Here is a 14,773-nt window from a genome sequence, read left to right as displayed (position 1 = left end):
GGACCGGCAACGCGTAGAGGCGGTGGTGTCGGACGACTCCACGAATTGCATGTCGTTTGCTGACGTCTCCCCGACAGCTGGCCGAACCCCCTCCACGCGACGACGGGGAGTGGCCGAAGAAACCGTCGCTGATCCTGACCCCGCATCTGGCTATTCGGAAACGAAGTCTCGAGTGTTACTGGAGATACTGACGAGGTTTTTTGCGAACTCACAGGTCAGTCATGGTGCGGCGGGACGTTGTCCCGCAGCCACCGCTCGTGACCGTCCTCGCCGTCCGGCGCCGCAGGGTCACGTTCGTCGCTCGTCGTCTCCGGCAGCGAATCCCCGAAGATGTTGTTAACTGCAATTCGCGAGTGCTTCGAAGGTTGCGACACGGCTCCACATTCCTGTGACGAACATCACAACGAGATCCAGATTGGAGTTCACCTGCTCGTAACTTCGCAGGTGAGGAAGTCAGCTTCCCAGCCCCTAGACAAACGGATGGGAGGAAGCCGACGCGGCTTCCTCCCACCATACCTTCAGCGAGTGGTACTCGATTAGATCTCCAAACTGGATAGCTGCGCGATGACCTGCGCGGCCAGCGGCCCCAGGGTGGCCATCCCGTCGCGCACCGCCGCACGTGAACCCGCGAGGTTCACGACCAGGGTGCTGCCGGAGATACCGGCCAGCCCGCGGGACACACCCGCGTCGACGATGCCCGCGGACAACCCGGACGCGCGCAGCGCTTCGGAGATGCCCAGCAACTCGCGGTCGAGAAGGTCGCGAGTGGCCTCGGGAGTGACGTCACGCGGGGTCACGCCCGTCCCCCCGACCGACACCACCAGGTCGACGCCGCCGATGACCGCGGTGTTCAAGGCATTGCGGATCTCGACCTCATCCGAGGAGACCACGACGACCCCATCGACCATGAACCCGGCCTCGCCGAGCAACTCCGTGACCAACGGACCACTGTGGTCCTCTTCATCACCGTGGGCGGTGCGGTCATCGACGACGATGACCAGGGCCCGGCCGACCAACGTATGAGCCTGTTCCATGGGCACAACCGTATAACTCGGCCCGGACAGCGGCGCAGCCACACGGAGCAGGCGGTCGGCCGGATCGGCGGACAGCGTCACTGGGCTGCCCTGCCGAGGGTGACCTGCACGGTCTGGGAGCGGCCGGACGGGTCGACGTAGGTCAGCGTCACGGTGTCACCGGGGGCCTTCGACCGCACCGCCGCGACCAACGCGTCGGCGCTGCCGATGACCCGGTCGTCGAGCTTGGTGACCACGACGCCGTTGGGCAGACCGGCCGCCGAGGCAGCGCCGCCGGAGGTGACCTCGACGATCTTCGCGCCGTCGATGCCGGCGTCATTGCCCACCTGCACACCCAGCGAGGCGCGCGAAGCCGTGCCGGTCTGGATCAGTTCGTCGGCGATCCGCTTGGCTTGGTCGACCGGGATGGCGAAGCCGAGCCCGATCGAGCCGCCCTGCGCACCGCCGGCGTCCGCACCCAGCGTGGCGATCGCCGAGTTGATGCCGACCAGTTCGCCGTTCATGTTGACCAGCGCGCCGCCGGAGTTGCCCGGGTTGATCGCGGCGTCGGTCTGGATGGCGTCGAGCACGGTGTTCTGGTTCTGCGCGTCACCGCCGGCGGCCACCGGACGGTTCAGGGCGCTGATGATGCCGGTGGTCACCGTGCCCTCCAACCCGAGAGGCGAACCGATGGCCACGACGTCCTGGCCCACCTTGAGCTCGGCCGAGGAGCCCACGGTGATGGGGGTCAGGCCGGACACGTTCTCGGCACGCACCACCGCGATGTCACTGCCGGGATCCGTTCCGACGACGGTGAACGGGGCGCTGCTGCCGTCGGCGAAGGTCACCTTGGTCTCCGCGCCGGACGACGCGGCCTGCGCGGCAGCCACCACGTGGTTGTTGGTCAGGATCAGACCGTCGGTCGACAGGATCACTCCGGAGCCTTCCTCGGACGCGCGACCACGATCCACCTCGAGCTTGACCACGCTCGGCACGACCTTCAGCGCAACCTGTTCGACCGACCCGGCGGGCACGCTGGCCGCAGGCACGCTGGGCGCTGCGCCCGTGGCACTGATGCCGGTGCTGTGGTCGGGGTGCACGAGCATCGCGACACCGCCGCCGACCCCGCCGGACAGCAGCGCCAGAGCGACGGCTCCGACGGCCAGACCCGTCCCGCGGGAGCGCTTGCGCGGTGTGTGCGGTGGTGTCGACCCGTCCGGACGCGGATACTGCCCGGGGCCCTGCGGCATCGGGGCGCCCCGGTAGGGGTCATTGCGGTAGGTGTCACTGCGGTAGGCGTCACTGCGGTAGGACTCGTACTGCGAGCGGAACGCCTGGCGCTGCTGCTCGGTCGCGTAACGCCAGTCGTAGGGCTGCTGGGGCCCGACCTGTCCGGGCGGCACTGATCCGTGCATACCGGGTCGCGGTCCCTGGTTCGGGTTCTGCGGGTACCTCGGGTATTCGGTCATGTCGCTGCGATGCTCTTCCTGAAGTAGGTGTCTTCGCCTGGATCAACGAAGGGATGACGCCTACAGTGCCCACCCGGGCTGAGAATCCACTTAGAGAACACTCGGCGCACCCCTAGACTTCTGCCCCACCATCCTCGCTGGTGACACGCGTCACGGAAGGGTCAGTGGCGGCGTGTCGTCACTTCGTCAGATGACAGTTCGGTATCGGCGGCCGCCGGCCGACCGGGCAGCACCACGTGCATCGCCGTGCCCGGCGGCTGCCCGCCCGGCACGGTGTCCTCGACCCGTAGCGAGCCGCCGTGCTTGAGCACCACCTGCTGCACGATCGCCAGTCCCAGACCGGATCCCGGCATCGCGCGCGCGGAGGCCGACCGGTAGAACCGCTCGAAGATCAACCCCCGCTCCATCGGCGGAATCCCCGGCCCCTGATCGGCGACGACCAGTTCGGCGTGCTGCGAATCGATCTGCCGGAGGCTGACCGCGACCCGCCCACCCGGTGGGCTCCACTTCGCCGCGTTGTCGAGCAGGTTGAGCACCGCGCGCGCCAACCCCGCGGCGTCCCCGTAGACCCGCCACGGGCTGGTCGTCACGTCGAACTCGATGTCGTTGCGGCGCCGACGAACCCGCTCGAGCGAACGGTCGATCACCTCAGACATCTCGACGATCTCGTGGATCACGCCTCCGGCGTCCTCGCGGGTGAGGTCCACCAGATCGCCCACCAGAGTGGACAGTTCCTCGATCTGGCCGAGTACGTCGGCGCGCAGATCGGCCATCTCATCCTCGGGCAGCCGGGGCCTGCCCGGCTCCATGGACACCATGAGCAACTCGACGTTGGTGCGCAACGACGTCAACGGCGTGCGCAATTCGTGCCCGGCGTCGGTGACCAGGCGGGCCTGCCGCTCGCGTGACTCGGCGAGCGCGCGCAACATCATGTTGAAAGCCTCGGTCAGACGGGCGAGTTCGTCGCTGCCGAACACTGGGATCGGACGCAGGTCGTCGGTCCTGGCCACTCGTTCGGCCGCCTGCGTCAGCCGGGCGACGGGCCGCAGCCCGGCACTGGCGACCATGCCGCCGGCGATGGCCGCCACCGCCACCCCGATCCCGCCGACGATCAGCAGCACCGTGGTCAGCCGTCGCAGGACCTGGTTGGTCGGTTCCAGACTCTTGGAGATGACCAGTGCCCTGTCGTTACTCAACCGGATGGCCAACACGCGCTGCTGGTCCACGGTGCGCAGCGACATCCGCAGCTTGCCGTCGATGACACCTTGCTCCGGAGGGCCCACCGGCAGCGTCTGACCCGTCTGGGTCGCGGTGTATCTCATCTGGCCGGGGATCACCAGCATGGCGTTGACGTCGGAGTAGGCCGTGCCTTCGATGGCCTTGCCCGGGTCGACCTCCAACGACCCGCTCTCGATCAGCAGCTTCACCCGGCTCTGCAACTGGTTGTCGAGGTCGTCGTAGAGGGCGCGCGCCACCACCGCATACACGGCGAAGGCCATCAACACCACCGCCATGACCACCATCGACATGGCGAGCAGCATCACGCGCCAGCGCAGTGACACCGAGCGGGTGACGGGCACCGGCGCCGGGGCGCCCGGCCAGGGGGTCATCGGCTGGCCGTTCGTCACGGGGGTGTCTCCCGGAGCACGTAACCCACCCCGCGCACGGTGTGTATCAGGCGCGGCTCGCCCTCGGCTTCGGTCTTGCGCCGCAGGTAGCCGACGTACACCTCCAGGGCGTTGCCCGAGGTCGGGAAGTCGAAGCCCCACACCTCCTCGAGGATGCGGCTGCGCGTCAGCACCCGGCGCGGGTTGGCGATCAGCATCTCCAACAGCGCGAACTCGGTGCGGGTCAGACTGATCGGCCGGTCGCCGCGCGTCACCTCGCGGGTCACCGGGTCCAGCGTCAGATCGGAGAACGTCAGCGCCGCCGACTCGACACCCTCGTCCGGGCCGGTCCGGCGTAGCAGGGCGCGCATCCGCGCGAGCAGTTCCTCCAGCGCGAAGGGCTTGGGGAGGTAGTCGTCGGCGCCCGCGTCGAGGCCGGCGACCCGCTCGGACACCGAGTCACGGGCGGTCAACACGAGGATCGGCAGATCGTCGCCCGTGCTGCGGAGCTGACGGCACACCTCGAGGCCGTCCAGGCGCGGCATCATCACATCGAGCACCAGGGCGTCCGGCCGATCACTGGCGATCAGATCGAGCGCCTCACGGCCGTCCTGCGCCAACTCCACGGAGTAACCGTTGAACGACAGGGACCTTCGGAGGGACTCGCGCACCGCGCGATCGTCATCAACGACAAGAATGCGCACCGCCACAGTGTCAACCCCGCGTCTGAGAGTGACCTGAGAGGCGCGCCGAGGGACTAGCGGCGGTCGAGATCAATCAGTCCCAGGCGGGCGGCCTTGAGCAGACGGCGCGGCACCTTGTGCTGCTGACCGGCGACAGTCACCGTGACCAGTCCGGTCGGCGTGGCCTTCCACTGCGCGCGCCGGCTACGGGTGTTCGCGCGCGACATCCTGCGCTTGGGCACAGCCATGATCAAGCTCTCCTCAGATATGGGGTGGCACTGCAGGCACGCCTGGACCTACCCGGCGCCGGCAATTGGTCACCAGGATAGCCGTTGGGCTGGGCGGGCTCCAAACTGCGGCGACGCAGGGACCGGACAGGGGCCGTCACCGGCGCAGACGTCGACACGGCCCCCTCTCGATGATCGAACGGATCAGCCGTCCATGCCGAGGCCGCCCGGAGGCATGCCGCAGCGGGCCCGGAAGTCGGTCATCGGCTGGCGAATGGCCTGCAGTTCAGCCTGGACCTGCGGGTTGGCCGACATGTAGTCCTGCATGTAGGCCGAACGCTCCTCACCGGACATATCGGTCATCGTGGACAGCTCGGCGTTGACCTCCGGATGGGTGAACAGATACGCCGACATCCCGGCGGACACACCGGAGAGGACCCCGGACATGTCGGCCAGGGTGCAGTTGGGCGGCTCGGCGGCTGCGGTCGCGGTGCTGCCCAGCAGCGCGGCACCGGCGATCGCCACGACGCCGGCAGAACGGACGATGAAGGACATACCCACTCCTCTTTCAGGTGTTCGAGTCATCTGTGTGCAGAATTGCAGAAAATTCAGTTGTCGGCGAGAGCCGGGTTGGGGGTCAGGAAGCCGCCGCCGAACTCGGGATCGTCGCGCTCGCTTCGTCCCGTGACCACGAGATCGAGACCGGTGTCGCAGTACGACATGAGGTCACACATCACGTCGGATTGCGGGAACGGCATCACCGGGCTCGCGCTGAGACCGCCGGGGACATCAGCGTTGGCCGCCGTCGCGGACAACAGTGCGGCGGCACATGCCCCCGCCACCACAATCGGCACTGCGCGGTGTAGGACCTTCCGCATCGTTCTCCCTCCTGACCGGTCGACATCATCGTTGGTCCGGATGTCGATCCCCCAAGAGGCCACACGCATCTCGAGATGGCTCCCCGAAATCGCAACGATCCGGCGCCGCGCCGGCCGGTGCGCGCACAACTGCGACTCCACCACCACGGCGAAATTTCGCTGTGCACTGACCGGGCGCGCGAGCGCAAGCCTACCCGAGTCCACGCCTCGGCGGGCCGAGACGATGCAGCCTTGCCGCGCAGGTCAGAGGCCATTGTTCTTCGCTGTCCGGATAGCCGCTCGGACAGTATTTGCCAAGGGGTTGACTCGGTACCGTCGGTACGAAGTAACCTACCGGTTGGTTGGGCGAGCATCCGGCCTGTGGGTTCACAAGGGAGTGCGCGTGGCGTCAGCGGTCCGCATCGGAAACTGTTCGGGCTTCTACGGCGACCGCCTGTCGGCCATGCACGAGATGCTGACCGGCGGCGAACTCGACTACCTCACAGGTGATTACCTGGCCGAGCTGACGATGCTGATCCTGGGCCGCGACCGGATGAAGAACCCGGAACGCGGCTACGCCAAGACGTTCCTGCGCCAGCTCGAAGAATGCCTCGGACTCGCGCGAGACCGCCAGGTGCGCATCGTCGCCAACGCGGGCGGCCTCAATCCGGCCGGATTAGCTGACGCGATCCGGACGCTGGCCGACACCCTGGGCGTTCCTGCCACCGTCGCGCACGTCGAAGGTGACGATCTGCTGCCCCGCGCCGACGAACTCGGTCTGGGCGCCCCGCTCACCGCCAACGCCTACCTCGGCGCGTGGGGCATCGTGGAGTGTCTCGACAGCGGCGCCGACGTCGTCGTGACCGGTCGGGTCACCGACGCCTCGGTCATCGTCGGTCCAGCCGCCGCACACTTCGGCTGGCAACCCGCCGACCATGACCGGATCGCCGGCGCCATCGCCGCCGGCCATGTCATCGAGTGCGGCACCCAGGCCACCGGCGGCAACTACGCGTTCTTCACCGAACTCGGCGACCTCACCCATCCCGGCTTCCCGATCGCCGAGATCCACGCCGACGGCTCGTCGGTGATCACCAAGCACCCCGGCACGGGCGGCGCCGTGACCATCGGCACCGTGACCGCGCAGCTGCTCTACGAGATCGCGGGGGCCCGCTACGCCAATCCTGACGCGACGCTGCGGGTGGACAGCATCACGTTGACCGACGACGGCGAGGACCGAGTGCGGCTCAGCGGGGTGCGCGGTGAGCCGCCGCCACCGACGGTGAAAGTGTCGCTCAACAGCCTGGGCGGCTTCCGCAACGAGGTGACGTTCGTGCTCACCGGTTTGGACATCGACGCCAAAGCCGCCCTGGTGCGGCGGCAGCTCGAGGCCGGCCTGACCGCCAAGCCGGCGGAACTGGAATGGACGCTGGCGCGCACCGACCACCCCGACGCGGACACCGAACAGACCGCGAGCGCGCTGTTGCGCTGCGTGGCCAGGGATCCCGACGCCGCGACGGTCGGCCGCCGCTTCTCGTCCGCGGCTGTCGAGCTGGCCCTGGCCAGCTATCCGGGATTCACCAGCACCGCCCCGCCCGGCGACGGTCAGGTCTACGGGGTGTTCACCGCGGCCTACGTGCCGGCCGACAAGCTCACCCACGTCGCCGTGCACGCCGATGGCACCCGCGTCGACATCCCAGCTACCACCGACACCCAGGAACTGGCACCGGTGCCGGAGCCGGCCGCGCCGCCCGCCCGGCCCGAAGGGAAGACCCGGCGGATGCCGCTGGGCCTCATCGCCGGAGCGCGCAGCGGCGACAAAGGGGGCAGCGCCAACGTCGGACTGTGGGTCCGCACCGACGAGCAGTGGGAGTGGCTGGCGAACACGCTCACGGTGGATGCGCTGCGCGGGCTATTACCCGAGGCAACCGACCTGCCGATCACCCGCTACCTGCTGCCCAACCTGCGCGCGGTGAACTTCGTCATCGACGACATCCTCGGCCAGGGCGTGGCGTACCAGGCCCGTTTCGATCCCCAGGCCAAGGGCCTGGGGGAATGGCTGCGCAGCCGATATGTCGACATCCCTGTCGACCTATGTGACACACCAGAGGAGTTGCTGCCGTGAGCATCTGGACCACACCCGAGCGCGACGACCTCCGGAAGACGGTGCGCGCCTTCGCTGAACGCGAGGTCCTCCCCCACGTCACCGAGTGGGAACACACCGGCGAGCTGCCGCGCGAGTTGCACCGTAAGGCCGCGGCGGCGGGGCTGCTCGGCGCCGGGTTCCCGGAATCGGTGGGCGGCGAGGGCGGGGACGGGGCCGACGCCGTGGTGATCTGCGAGGAGATGCACCAGGCAGGCGCCCCCGGTGGAGTGTTCGCGTCGCTGTTCACCTGCGGCATCGCGGTGCCCCACATGATCGCCTCCGGCGACGAGCACCTGATCGACACCTATGTGCGACCGACCCTGCGCGGGGAGAAGATCGGCTCGCTCGCGATCACCGAACCGGGCGGCGGATCCGACGTCGGGCACCTGACCACCCGAGCCGCCAAAGAGGGTGGCGAGTACATCCTCAACGGCGCCAAGACCTACATCACCTCCGGGGTGCGCGCCGACTACGTCGTCACCGCTGCGCGCACCGGCGGGCCGGGTGCCGCCGGGGTGTCACTGATCGTCGTCGACAAGGGCACCCCCGGATTCGAGGTCAGCCGCAAGCTCGACAAGATGGGCTGGCGGTCCTCCGACACCGCCGAACTGTCCTACACCGATGTGCGCGTGCCGTCCACCAATCTCGTAGGTGCCGAGAACACCGGTTTCCTCCAGATCGCCGCCGCCTTCGTCTCCGAGCGGGTCGGCCTTGCCGCACAAGCGTATTCGAGTGCGCAACGCTGCCTCGATCTGACCGTCGACTGGTGCCGCAACCGCGAGACGTTCGGCAAGCCGCTGATCGCGCGCCAGTCGGTACAGAACACGCTGGCCGAGATGGCGAGGCGCATCGACGTGGCCCGGGTCTACACCCGCAACGTCGTCGAGCGGCAGCTCAGCGGGGACGTGGATCTGATCACCGAGGTGTGCTTCGCCAAGAACACCGCCGTCGAAGCCGGCGAGTGGGTGGCCAACCAGGCGGTCCAGCTGTTCGGCGGGATGGGGTACATGGCCGAGTCGGAGATCGAGCGGCAGTACCGCGACATGCGAATACTCGGCATCGGCGGGGGCACAACGGAAATCCTCACCGGCCTGGCCGCCAAGACGCTGGGATACCAGGCATGACCGCACCGACCGGCGCAGCGGCCCTGCGGTCGACGATCGACCCGCGCTCGACGGCGTTCACCGAGGCCGCCGCGGCGATGACGGCCAAGATCGCCGAGTTGGAGGCCGAACACGCCAAGGCGCTCGACGGCGGCGGCGAGAAGTACGTCGCCCGACACCACGCCCGCGGCAAGATGACCGCCCGTGAACGCATCGAAGCGCTGGTGGATCCGGACTCGCCGTTTCTGGAGCTGAGCCCGTTGGCGGCGTGGGGCACCGATTTCACCGTCGGCGCCAGCGTCGTGGTCGGCATCGGGGCGGTCAGCGGCGTCGAATGTCTGCTGGTCGCCAACGACCCCACCGTCAAGGGCGGCACCTCCAATCCGTGGACACTGCGCAAGATCCTGCGGGCCAACCAGATCGCATTAGAGAACCGATTGCCGGTAATCTCGCTGGTGGAGTCCGGCGGCGCCGACCTACCCACCCAGAAGGAGATCTTCATCCCGGGTGGTCGGATGTTCCGGGACCTCACCCGGCTCTCGGCGGCCGGGATCCCGACCGTCGCCATCGTCTTCGGCAACTCGACCGCCGGCGGCGCCTACATTCCCGGCATGTCGGACCACGTGGTGATGATCAAGGAACGGTCGAAGGTGTTCCTGGCCGGACCGCCGCTGGTCAAGATGGCCACGGGTGAGGAATCCGATGACGAGTCCCTCGGCGGCGCCGAGATGCATGCCAGGACCTCCGGGCTGGGCGACTACTTCGCCGTCGACGAACTCGACGCGCTGCGCATCGGCCGACGCATCGTCGCCCGGTTGAACTGGCGCAAGGCGGGCCCGGCGCCAGGCCCGTTCACCGAGCCGCTGTTCGATCCCGCAGAGCTGATCGGCATCGTGCCGCCGGACCTGCGTATCCCGTTCGACCCGCGCGATGTGATCGCACGCATCGTCGACGGCTCGGAGTTCGACGAGTTCAAGCCTCTCTACGGCGGTTCGCTGGTGACCGGCTGGGCGACGCTGCACGGCTATCCGCTGGGCATCCTGGCCAATGCGCGCGGCGTGCTGTTCAGTGAGGAGTCCCAGAAGGCCACCCAGTTCATCCAGCTGGCCAACCGTTCCGACACCCCACTGTTGTTCCTGCACAACACGACCGGCTACATGGTCGGCAAGGCGTATGAGGAGGGCGGAATGATCAAGCACGGCTCGATGATGATCAACGCCGTCTCCAACTCGACGGTGCCGCACATCTCGCTGCTGATCGGGGCCTCCTATGGAGCCGGGCACTACGGCATGTGTGGACGCGCCTACGATCCCCGGTTCTTGTTCGCCTGGCCCAGCGCGAAGTCGGCGGTGATGGGCGGCACGCAGCTGGCCGGGGTGCTGTCCATCGTCAGCCGCGCGGCAGCCGAGGCCCGCGGCCAACAGGTCGACGAGGACGCCGACGCGGCGCTGAAAGCCGCGGTGGAGGCCCAGATCGAGGCCGAGTCGTTGCCGATGTTCTTGTCGGGCCGGCTCTACGACGACGGGGTCATCGACCCACGCGACACGCGCACCGTGCTCGGCATGTGCTTGTCGGCCATCGCCAACGCGCCGATCGAGGGGACGTCGAACTTCGGCGTCTTCCGGATGTGATGACCGTGAATCGGGCGCGCAACGCGACACTGAGGGTGCAGAAACGCGCCGAATTCGCCGGAGGAGAACGATGATCACCACGGTTCTGGTCGCCAACCGCGGCGAGATCGCCCGCCGGGTGTTCGCCACCTGCCGGCGCCTCGGCCTGCGGACGGTCGCGGTGTACACCGACCCGGACGCCGACGCACCCCACGTCGCCGAGGCGGACGCCCGGGTCCGCCTGGAAGGCACCCGCGGCTATCTGGACCACGCGCAACTCATCGCGGCCGCACACGCCGCCGGAGCCGACGCGGTTCACCCCGGTTACGGATTCCTCTCCGAGAACGCCGATTTCGCGGCCTCGGTGCAGAATGCCGGACTCACCTGGATCGGCCCGCCCGTGCCCGCCGTGGCGGCGATGGGCTCGAAGATCGAGGCCAAGAAGATCATGGCCGCCGCGGGCGTTCCGGTGCTCGACGAACTCGACCCGCACGCCGTGACCGCCGACATGTTGCCGGTGCTGATCAAGGCGTCCGCGGGCGGCGGCGGTCGCGGCATGCGGGTGGTGCGCGAGATCGCCGATCTCGCCGGCCAGGTCGAGGCCGCCCGTCGCGAAGCGCAGTCCGCCTTCGGCGACCCGACGGTGTTCTGCGAGCGCTACCTGGCGTCCGGTCACCACATCGAGGTGCAGGTGATGGCGGACACCCACGGCAGCGTGTGGGCGGTCGGTGAACGTGAATGCTCGATCCAGCGACGTCACCAGAAGATCATCGAAGAGGCACCGTCTCCCCTGGTCGAGCGCACCCCGGGGATGCGCGGGAAGCTCTTCGAAGCGGCCCGCCTGGCCGCCTCGGCCATCGGTTACACCGGAGCGGGCACCGTGGAGTTCATGGCCGACGACGAGGGCTCGTTCTTCTTCCTGGAGATGAACACCCGCCTGCAGGTCGAGCACCCCGTCACCGAACTCACCACCGGACTGGACCTGGTCGAGCTGCAGATCGCCGTCGCCGACGGTGCAGCGCTGGATCCCGAGCCGCCGCCGGCGCGCGGCCATTCCATCGAGGCCCGGCTCTACGCCGAGGACCCGGCGAAGGACTGGCAACCACAGGCGGGCGCAGTGCACCGGTTCGCCGTGCCGTCCGCCACGGTCCGCTTCGGCGGGATCGACCGCAGCGGCATCAGAGTCGATTCGGGCATCGAGGACAACTCGATCATCTCGGTGTTCTACGACCCGATGATCGCCAAGATCATCTCCTACGCGCCGACCCGCCGACAGGCCACGACCCTGCTCGCCGACGCGCTGGTGCGCACCCGCATGCACGGGGTCGACACCAACCGTGACCTGCTGGTCAACGTGCTGCGCCACCCCGCCTTCGTCGACGGTGCGACCGACACCGCGTTCTTCGACACGCACGGCTTGCCCGAGCTGGCCCGACCGGTTGCCGACGACCGCGCGGTCGGGCTGTCGGCCATCGCCGCTGCACTGGCCGATGCGGCTCACAACCATGACACGGCAACGGTTTTCGCCGGGTCCCCGAGCGGGTGGCGCAACCTCGGGTCGATCCCGCAACAGAAGAGCTACGACGACGCCGGCGGTCACACCCACGAGGTGCGATACCGCTTCCACCGCGACGGGGTGCGCATCCACGGGCACGACGACGTCACCGTCGTCTCGGCGTCGCGCGCGCGCATCGTGCTTGCCGACGGCAGCGTCGAGCGACCGTTCGACGTGTGCCGCTACGGAAGCGACGTCTTCGTCGACTCGCCGGCCGGCAGTGTGCGACTGACCGCCCTGCCGCGCTACCCGGATCCGGCCGCCGCGCTCGCCCAGGGATCGCTGGTGGCGCCGATGCCGGGGTCGGTGCTGCGCGTCGCCGCGACGGTCGGCGACGCGGTGACCGCCGGACAGCCGCTGATCTGGCTCGAGGCGATGAAGATGGAGCACACCATCACCGCCCCCACCGACGGTGTGCTGGTCGAACTCAACGTCGAGCCCGGCCGCCAGGTCGAGGTCGGCTCCATACTGGCCCGGGTCGACGCCGGGGACAACGAGAAGGAGATCCCGTGAGCGGTTTCATCGAGACCGAAGAACAGCAGGCCCTGCGCAAGGCGGTGGCCGCGATGGCCGCCAACTACGGCCAGGACTACTACCTGGAGAAGGCCCGCGCCGGTGAGCACACCGAGGAACTGTGGTCCGAAGCCGGCAAGCTCGGGTTCATCGGCGTCAACCTTCCCGAGGAGTACGGCGGCGGCGGAGCCGGCATGTACGAGCTGAGCCTGGTCATGGAGGAGATGGCCGCCGCCGGGTCGGCGCTTCTGATGATGGTCGTCTCACCGGCGATCAACGGCACCATCATCTCCAAGTTCGGCACCGAGGACCAGAAGAAGCGCTGGATTCCCGGCATCGCCGACGGTTCCATCACGATGGCGTTCGCGATCACCGAACCCGACGCCGGCTCCAACTCGCACAAGATCACCACCACCGCGCGTCGCGACGGCAGCGACTGGATCCTGTCGGGGCAGAAGGTCTACATCTCCGGTGTCGACCAGGCCCAGGCCGTCCTCGTGGTCGGGCGGACTGAAGATCACAAGACCGGCAACCTCAAGCCCGCACTGTTCGTGGTCCCCACCGATACACCGGGTTTGACCTACACCAAGATCCCGATGGAGATCGTCAGCCCGGAGTTCCAGTTCCAGCTGTTCCTCGACGAGGTGCGCCTGCCGGCCGACGCTCTGGTCGGTTCCGAGGACGCGGCCATCGCGCAGCTGTTCGCCGGACTGAACCCGGAACGCATCATGGGCGCGGCCAGCGCGGTGGGCATGGGCCGCTTCGCCATCGACAAGGCGGTCGACTACGTCAAACAACGGCAGGTGTGGAAAACCCCGATCGGCGCACACCAGGGCCTGTCACATCCGCTGGCGCAGAACCACATCGAGATCGAGCTGGCCAAGCTGATGATGCAGAAGGCGGCCTCCCTCTACGACGCCGGGGACGACGTGGCGGCTGCCGAGGCCGCGAACATGGCCAAGTACGCCGCCGGTGAGGCCTCGGTGCGCGCAGTCGATCAGGCGGTGCAGTCGCTGGGCGGCAACGGGTTGACCAAGGAGTACGGCATCGCGTCGGTGCTGACCGCTTCCCGGCTGGCCCGCATCGCACCGGTCAGCCGGGAGATGATCCTGAACTTCGTGGCGCAGACCTCGCTCGGCCTGCCCCGTTCGTACTGAGGGAGGCGTCCTGATGACCCAGCTGGTCCGGTTCGAGCGGGAGGGGCCGGTCGCACGGCTCACGTTGGATTCGCCGCACAACCGCAACGCCCTGTCGTCGGCGCTCGTCGAGCAGCTGCATGACGGGCTGACCCGCGCGACCGCGGAGCAGGGCGTGCGGGTGGTCGTGCTCGGGCACACCGGAGGGACGTTCTGCGCGGGCGCCGACCTGAGCGAGGCGTCGGCGTCGAGCAGTGATCCGGCCGAGCAGGCAGCCGCGCGGGCGCAGGAGATGACGCGGCTGTTGCGCCGGATCCTCGAGTTGCCGCTGCCGGTGATCGCCGAGGTCGACGGCCACGTACGCGCCGGCGGTATGGGCCTGGTCGGCGCGTGCGACATCGCGGTGGCGGGCCGGTCGAGCACCTTCGCCCTGACCGAGGCGCGGCTCGGAGTCGCGCCGTCGATCATCTCGCTCACCTTGCTGCCGAAGATGACGGCGCGAGCTGCCGGTCGCTACTTCGTCACCGGCGAGAAGTTCGGCGCCGACGTCGCCGCGGACATCGGCCTGATCACCGTCGCCAGTGACGACGTGGGGGCGACAGTGGCCGAGCTGACGGCCGCGATCGGACAGGGTTCACCGCAGGGGCTGGCCGCCTCGAAAGCACTGACGACCGCCGCCGTGCTGGACGACTTCGATCGGCGCGCAGAGAAATTGACGCAGCAGACCGCGACGCTGTTCGTCTCGGAGCAGGCCCGCGAGGGCATGCTGGCCTTCCTGCAGAAGCGTGCACCCGACTGGAGGTGACGACTCCTTACAGTTTGGTGAAGCCGCTTGCATGTCCCGACGTTCGTCGTAG

At 68.4% G+C, this 14,773-nt stretch carries 14 protein-coding genes; 6 read left to right on the top strand and 8 right to left on the bottom strand.

From position 1 onward, the window contains the following. Positions 1 to 215: 215 nt before the first annotated feature. The 8 genes from ACEWX3_RS06105 to ACEWX3_RS06070 form a co-directional block, all read right to left on the bottom strand. Positions 216 to 374: a hypothetical protein gene (locus tag ACEWX3_RS06105; protein ID WP_207065656.1), complete on the bottom strand. Its 159-nt coding sequence runs from the start codon at positions 372 to 374 to the stop codon at positions 216 to 218. A 162-nt stretch (positions 375 to 536) separates the two neighbouring features. Then, entirely contained in the window at positions 537 to 1,034 is a 498-nt protein-coding gene (locus ACEWX3_RS06100; RefSeq protein ID WP_163678671.1) for a molybdenum cofactor biosynthesis protein B, read from the bottom strand. 77 nt (positions 1,035 to 1,111) lie between these two features. Next, positions 1,112 to 2,482, bottom strand: coding sequence for a S1C family serine protease (locus ACEWX3_RS06095; protein ID WP_374158952.1), 1,371 nt, complete (start codon positions 2,480 to 2,482; stop codon positions 1,112 to 1,114). A 161-nt stretch (positions 2,483 to 2,643) separates the two neighbouring features. Then, positions 2,644 to 4,092: an ATP-binding protein gene (locus ACEWX3_RS06090; protein ID WP_374159800.1), complete on the bottom strand. Its 1,449-nt coding sequence runs from the start codon at positions 4,090 to 4,092 to the stop codon at positions 2,644 to 2,646. 14 nt (positions 4,093 to 4,106) lie between these two features. After that, positions 4,107 to 4,793, bottom strand: coding sequence for a response regulator transcription factor (locus tag ACEWX3_RS06085; protein ID WP_207065658.1), 687 nt, complete (start codon positions 4,791 to 4,793; stop codon positions 4,107 to 4,109). A 53-nt stretch (positions 4,794 to 4,846) separates the two neighbouring features. Continuing rightward, positions 4,847 to 5,020, bottom strand: coding sequence for a 50S ribosomal protein L32 (gene rpmF, locus ACEWX3_RS06080; protein WP_152518510.1), 174 nt, complete (start codon positions 5,018 to 5,020; stop codon positions 4,847 to 4,849). Positions 5,021 to 5,203: 183 nt separating this feature from the next. Beyond that, the gene (locus ACEWX3_RS06075; protein WP_221354686.1) at positions 5,204 to 5,554 is read right to left on the bottom strand and encodes a heme-binding protein; all 351 of its coding nucleotides are present in this window, start codon (positions 5,552 to 5,554) and stop codon (positions 5,204 to 5,206) included. 53 nt (positions 5,555 to 5,607) lie between these two features. Beyond that, positions 5,608 to 5,877, bottom strand: a complete 270-nt coding sequence (locus ACEWX3_RS06070) for a hypothetical protein (RefSeq protein ID WP_374158951.1) — start codon at positions 5,875 to 5,877, stop codon at positions 5,608 to 5,610. 382 nt (positions 5,878 to 6,259) lie between these two features. On the opposite strand from ACEWX3_RS06070, the gene ACEWX3_RS06065 reads away from it, so the two are divergent. The 6 genes from ACEWX3_RS06065 to ACEWX3_RS06040 all read left to right on the top strand — a co-directional run bounded on the left by ACEWX3_RS06065 (position 6,260) and on the right by ACEWX3_RS06040 (position 14,721). Continuing rightward, a complete protein-coding gene (locus ACEWX3_RS06065; protein WP_374158950.1) occupies positions 6,260 to 7,978 on the top strand; it encodes an acyclic terpene utilization AtuA family protein in 1,719 nt (572 codons plus the stop codon). Continuing rightward, entirely contained in the window at positions 7,975 to 9,123 is a 1,149-nt protein-coding gene (locus ACEWX3_RS06060; RefSeq protein ID WP_374158949.1) for an acyl-CoA dehydrogenase family protein, read from the top strand. Before ACEWX3_RS06065 ends, ACEWX3_RS06060 begins: the two co-directional genes overlap by 4 nt. Further along, a complete protein-coding gene (locus tag ACEWX3_RS06055; RefSeq protein WP_207065663.1) occupies positions 9,120 to 10,733 on the top strand; it encodes a carboxyl transferase domain-containing protein in 1,614 nt (537 codons plus the stop codon). Before ACEWX3_RS06060 ends, ACEWX3_RS06055 begins: the two co-directional genes overlap by 4 nt. Before the next feature lie 70 nt (positions 10,734 to 10,803). Beyond that, positions 10,804 to 12,780, top strand: a complete 1,977-nt coding sequence (locus ACEWX3_RS06050) for a biotin carboxylase N-terminal domain-containing protein (RefSeq protein ID WP_374158948.1) — start codon at positions 10,804 to 10,806, stop codon at positions 12,778 to 12,780. Further along, positions 12,777 to 13,937, top strand: coding sequence for an acyl-CoA dehydrogenase family protein (locus ACEWX3_RS06045; protein ID WP_207065665.1), 1,161 nt, complete (start codon positions 12,777 to 12,779; stop codon positions 13,935 to 13,937). Before ACEWX3_RS06050 ends, ACEWX3_RS06045 begins: the two co-directional genes overlap by 4 nt. A 13-nt stretch (positions 13,938 to 13,950) precedes the next feature. Next, positions 13,951 to 14,721 (top strand): enoyl-CoA hydratase family protein, encoded by a 771-nt coding sequence (locus ACEWX3_RS06040; RefSeq protein ID WP_374158947.1) that lies wholly within the window; start codon positions 13,951 to 13,953, stop codon positions 14,719 to 14,721. Positions 14,722 to 14,773: the final 52 nt, after the last annotated feature.

Origin of the sequence: Mycobacterium sp. G7A2 (genome assembly GCF_041902445.1) — a bacterium.
Taxonomy (GTDB): Bacteria; Actinomycetota; Actinomycetes; order Mycobacteriales; family Mycobacteriaceae; genus Mycobacterium.
This window is presented reverse-complemented; position numbering and strand designations above follow the sequence as displayed.

Coding starts and splice junctions, on each gene's coding strand:
- ACEWX3_RS06090 (WP_374159800.1), bottom strand. CDS start 4,092: ATGACCCCCTGGCCGGGCGCCCCGGCGCCGGTGCCCGTCACCCGCTCG.
- ACEWX3_RS06100 (WP_163678671.1), bottom strand. CDS start 1,034: ATGGAACAGGCTCATACGTTGGTCGGCCGGGCCCTGGTCATCGTCGTC.
- rpmF (WP_152518510.1), bottom strand. CDS start 5,020: ATGGCTGTGCCCAAGCGCAGGATGTCGCGCGCGAACACCCGTAGCCGG.
- ACEWX3_RS06040 (WP_374158947.1), top strand. CDS start 13,951: ATGACCCAGCTGGTCCGGTTCGAGCGGGAGGGGCCGGTCGCACGGCTC.
- ACEWX3_RS06075 (WP_221354686.1), bottom strand. CDS start 5,554: ATGTCCTTCATCGTCCGTTCTGCCGGCGTCGTGGCGATCGCCGGTGCC.
- ACEWX3_RS06050 (WP_374158948.1), top strand. CDS start 10,804: ATGATCACCACGGTTCTGGTCGCCAACCGCGGCGAGATCGCCCGCCGG.
- ACEWX3_RS06095 (WP_374158952.1), bottom strand. CDS start 2,482: ATGACCGAATACCCGAGGTACCCGCAGAACCCGAACCAGGGACCGCGA.
- ACEWX3_RS06070 (WP_374158951.1), bottom strand. CDS start 5,877: ATGCGGAAGGTCCTACACCGCGCAGTGCCGATTGTGGTGGCGGGGGCA.
- ACEWX3_RS06055 (WP_207065663.1), top strand. CDS start 9,120: ATGACCGCACCGACCGGCGCAGCGGCCCTGCGGTCGACGATCGACCCG.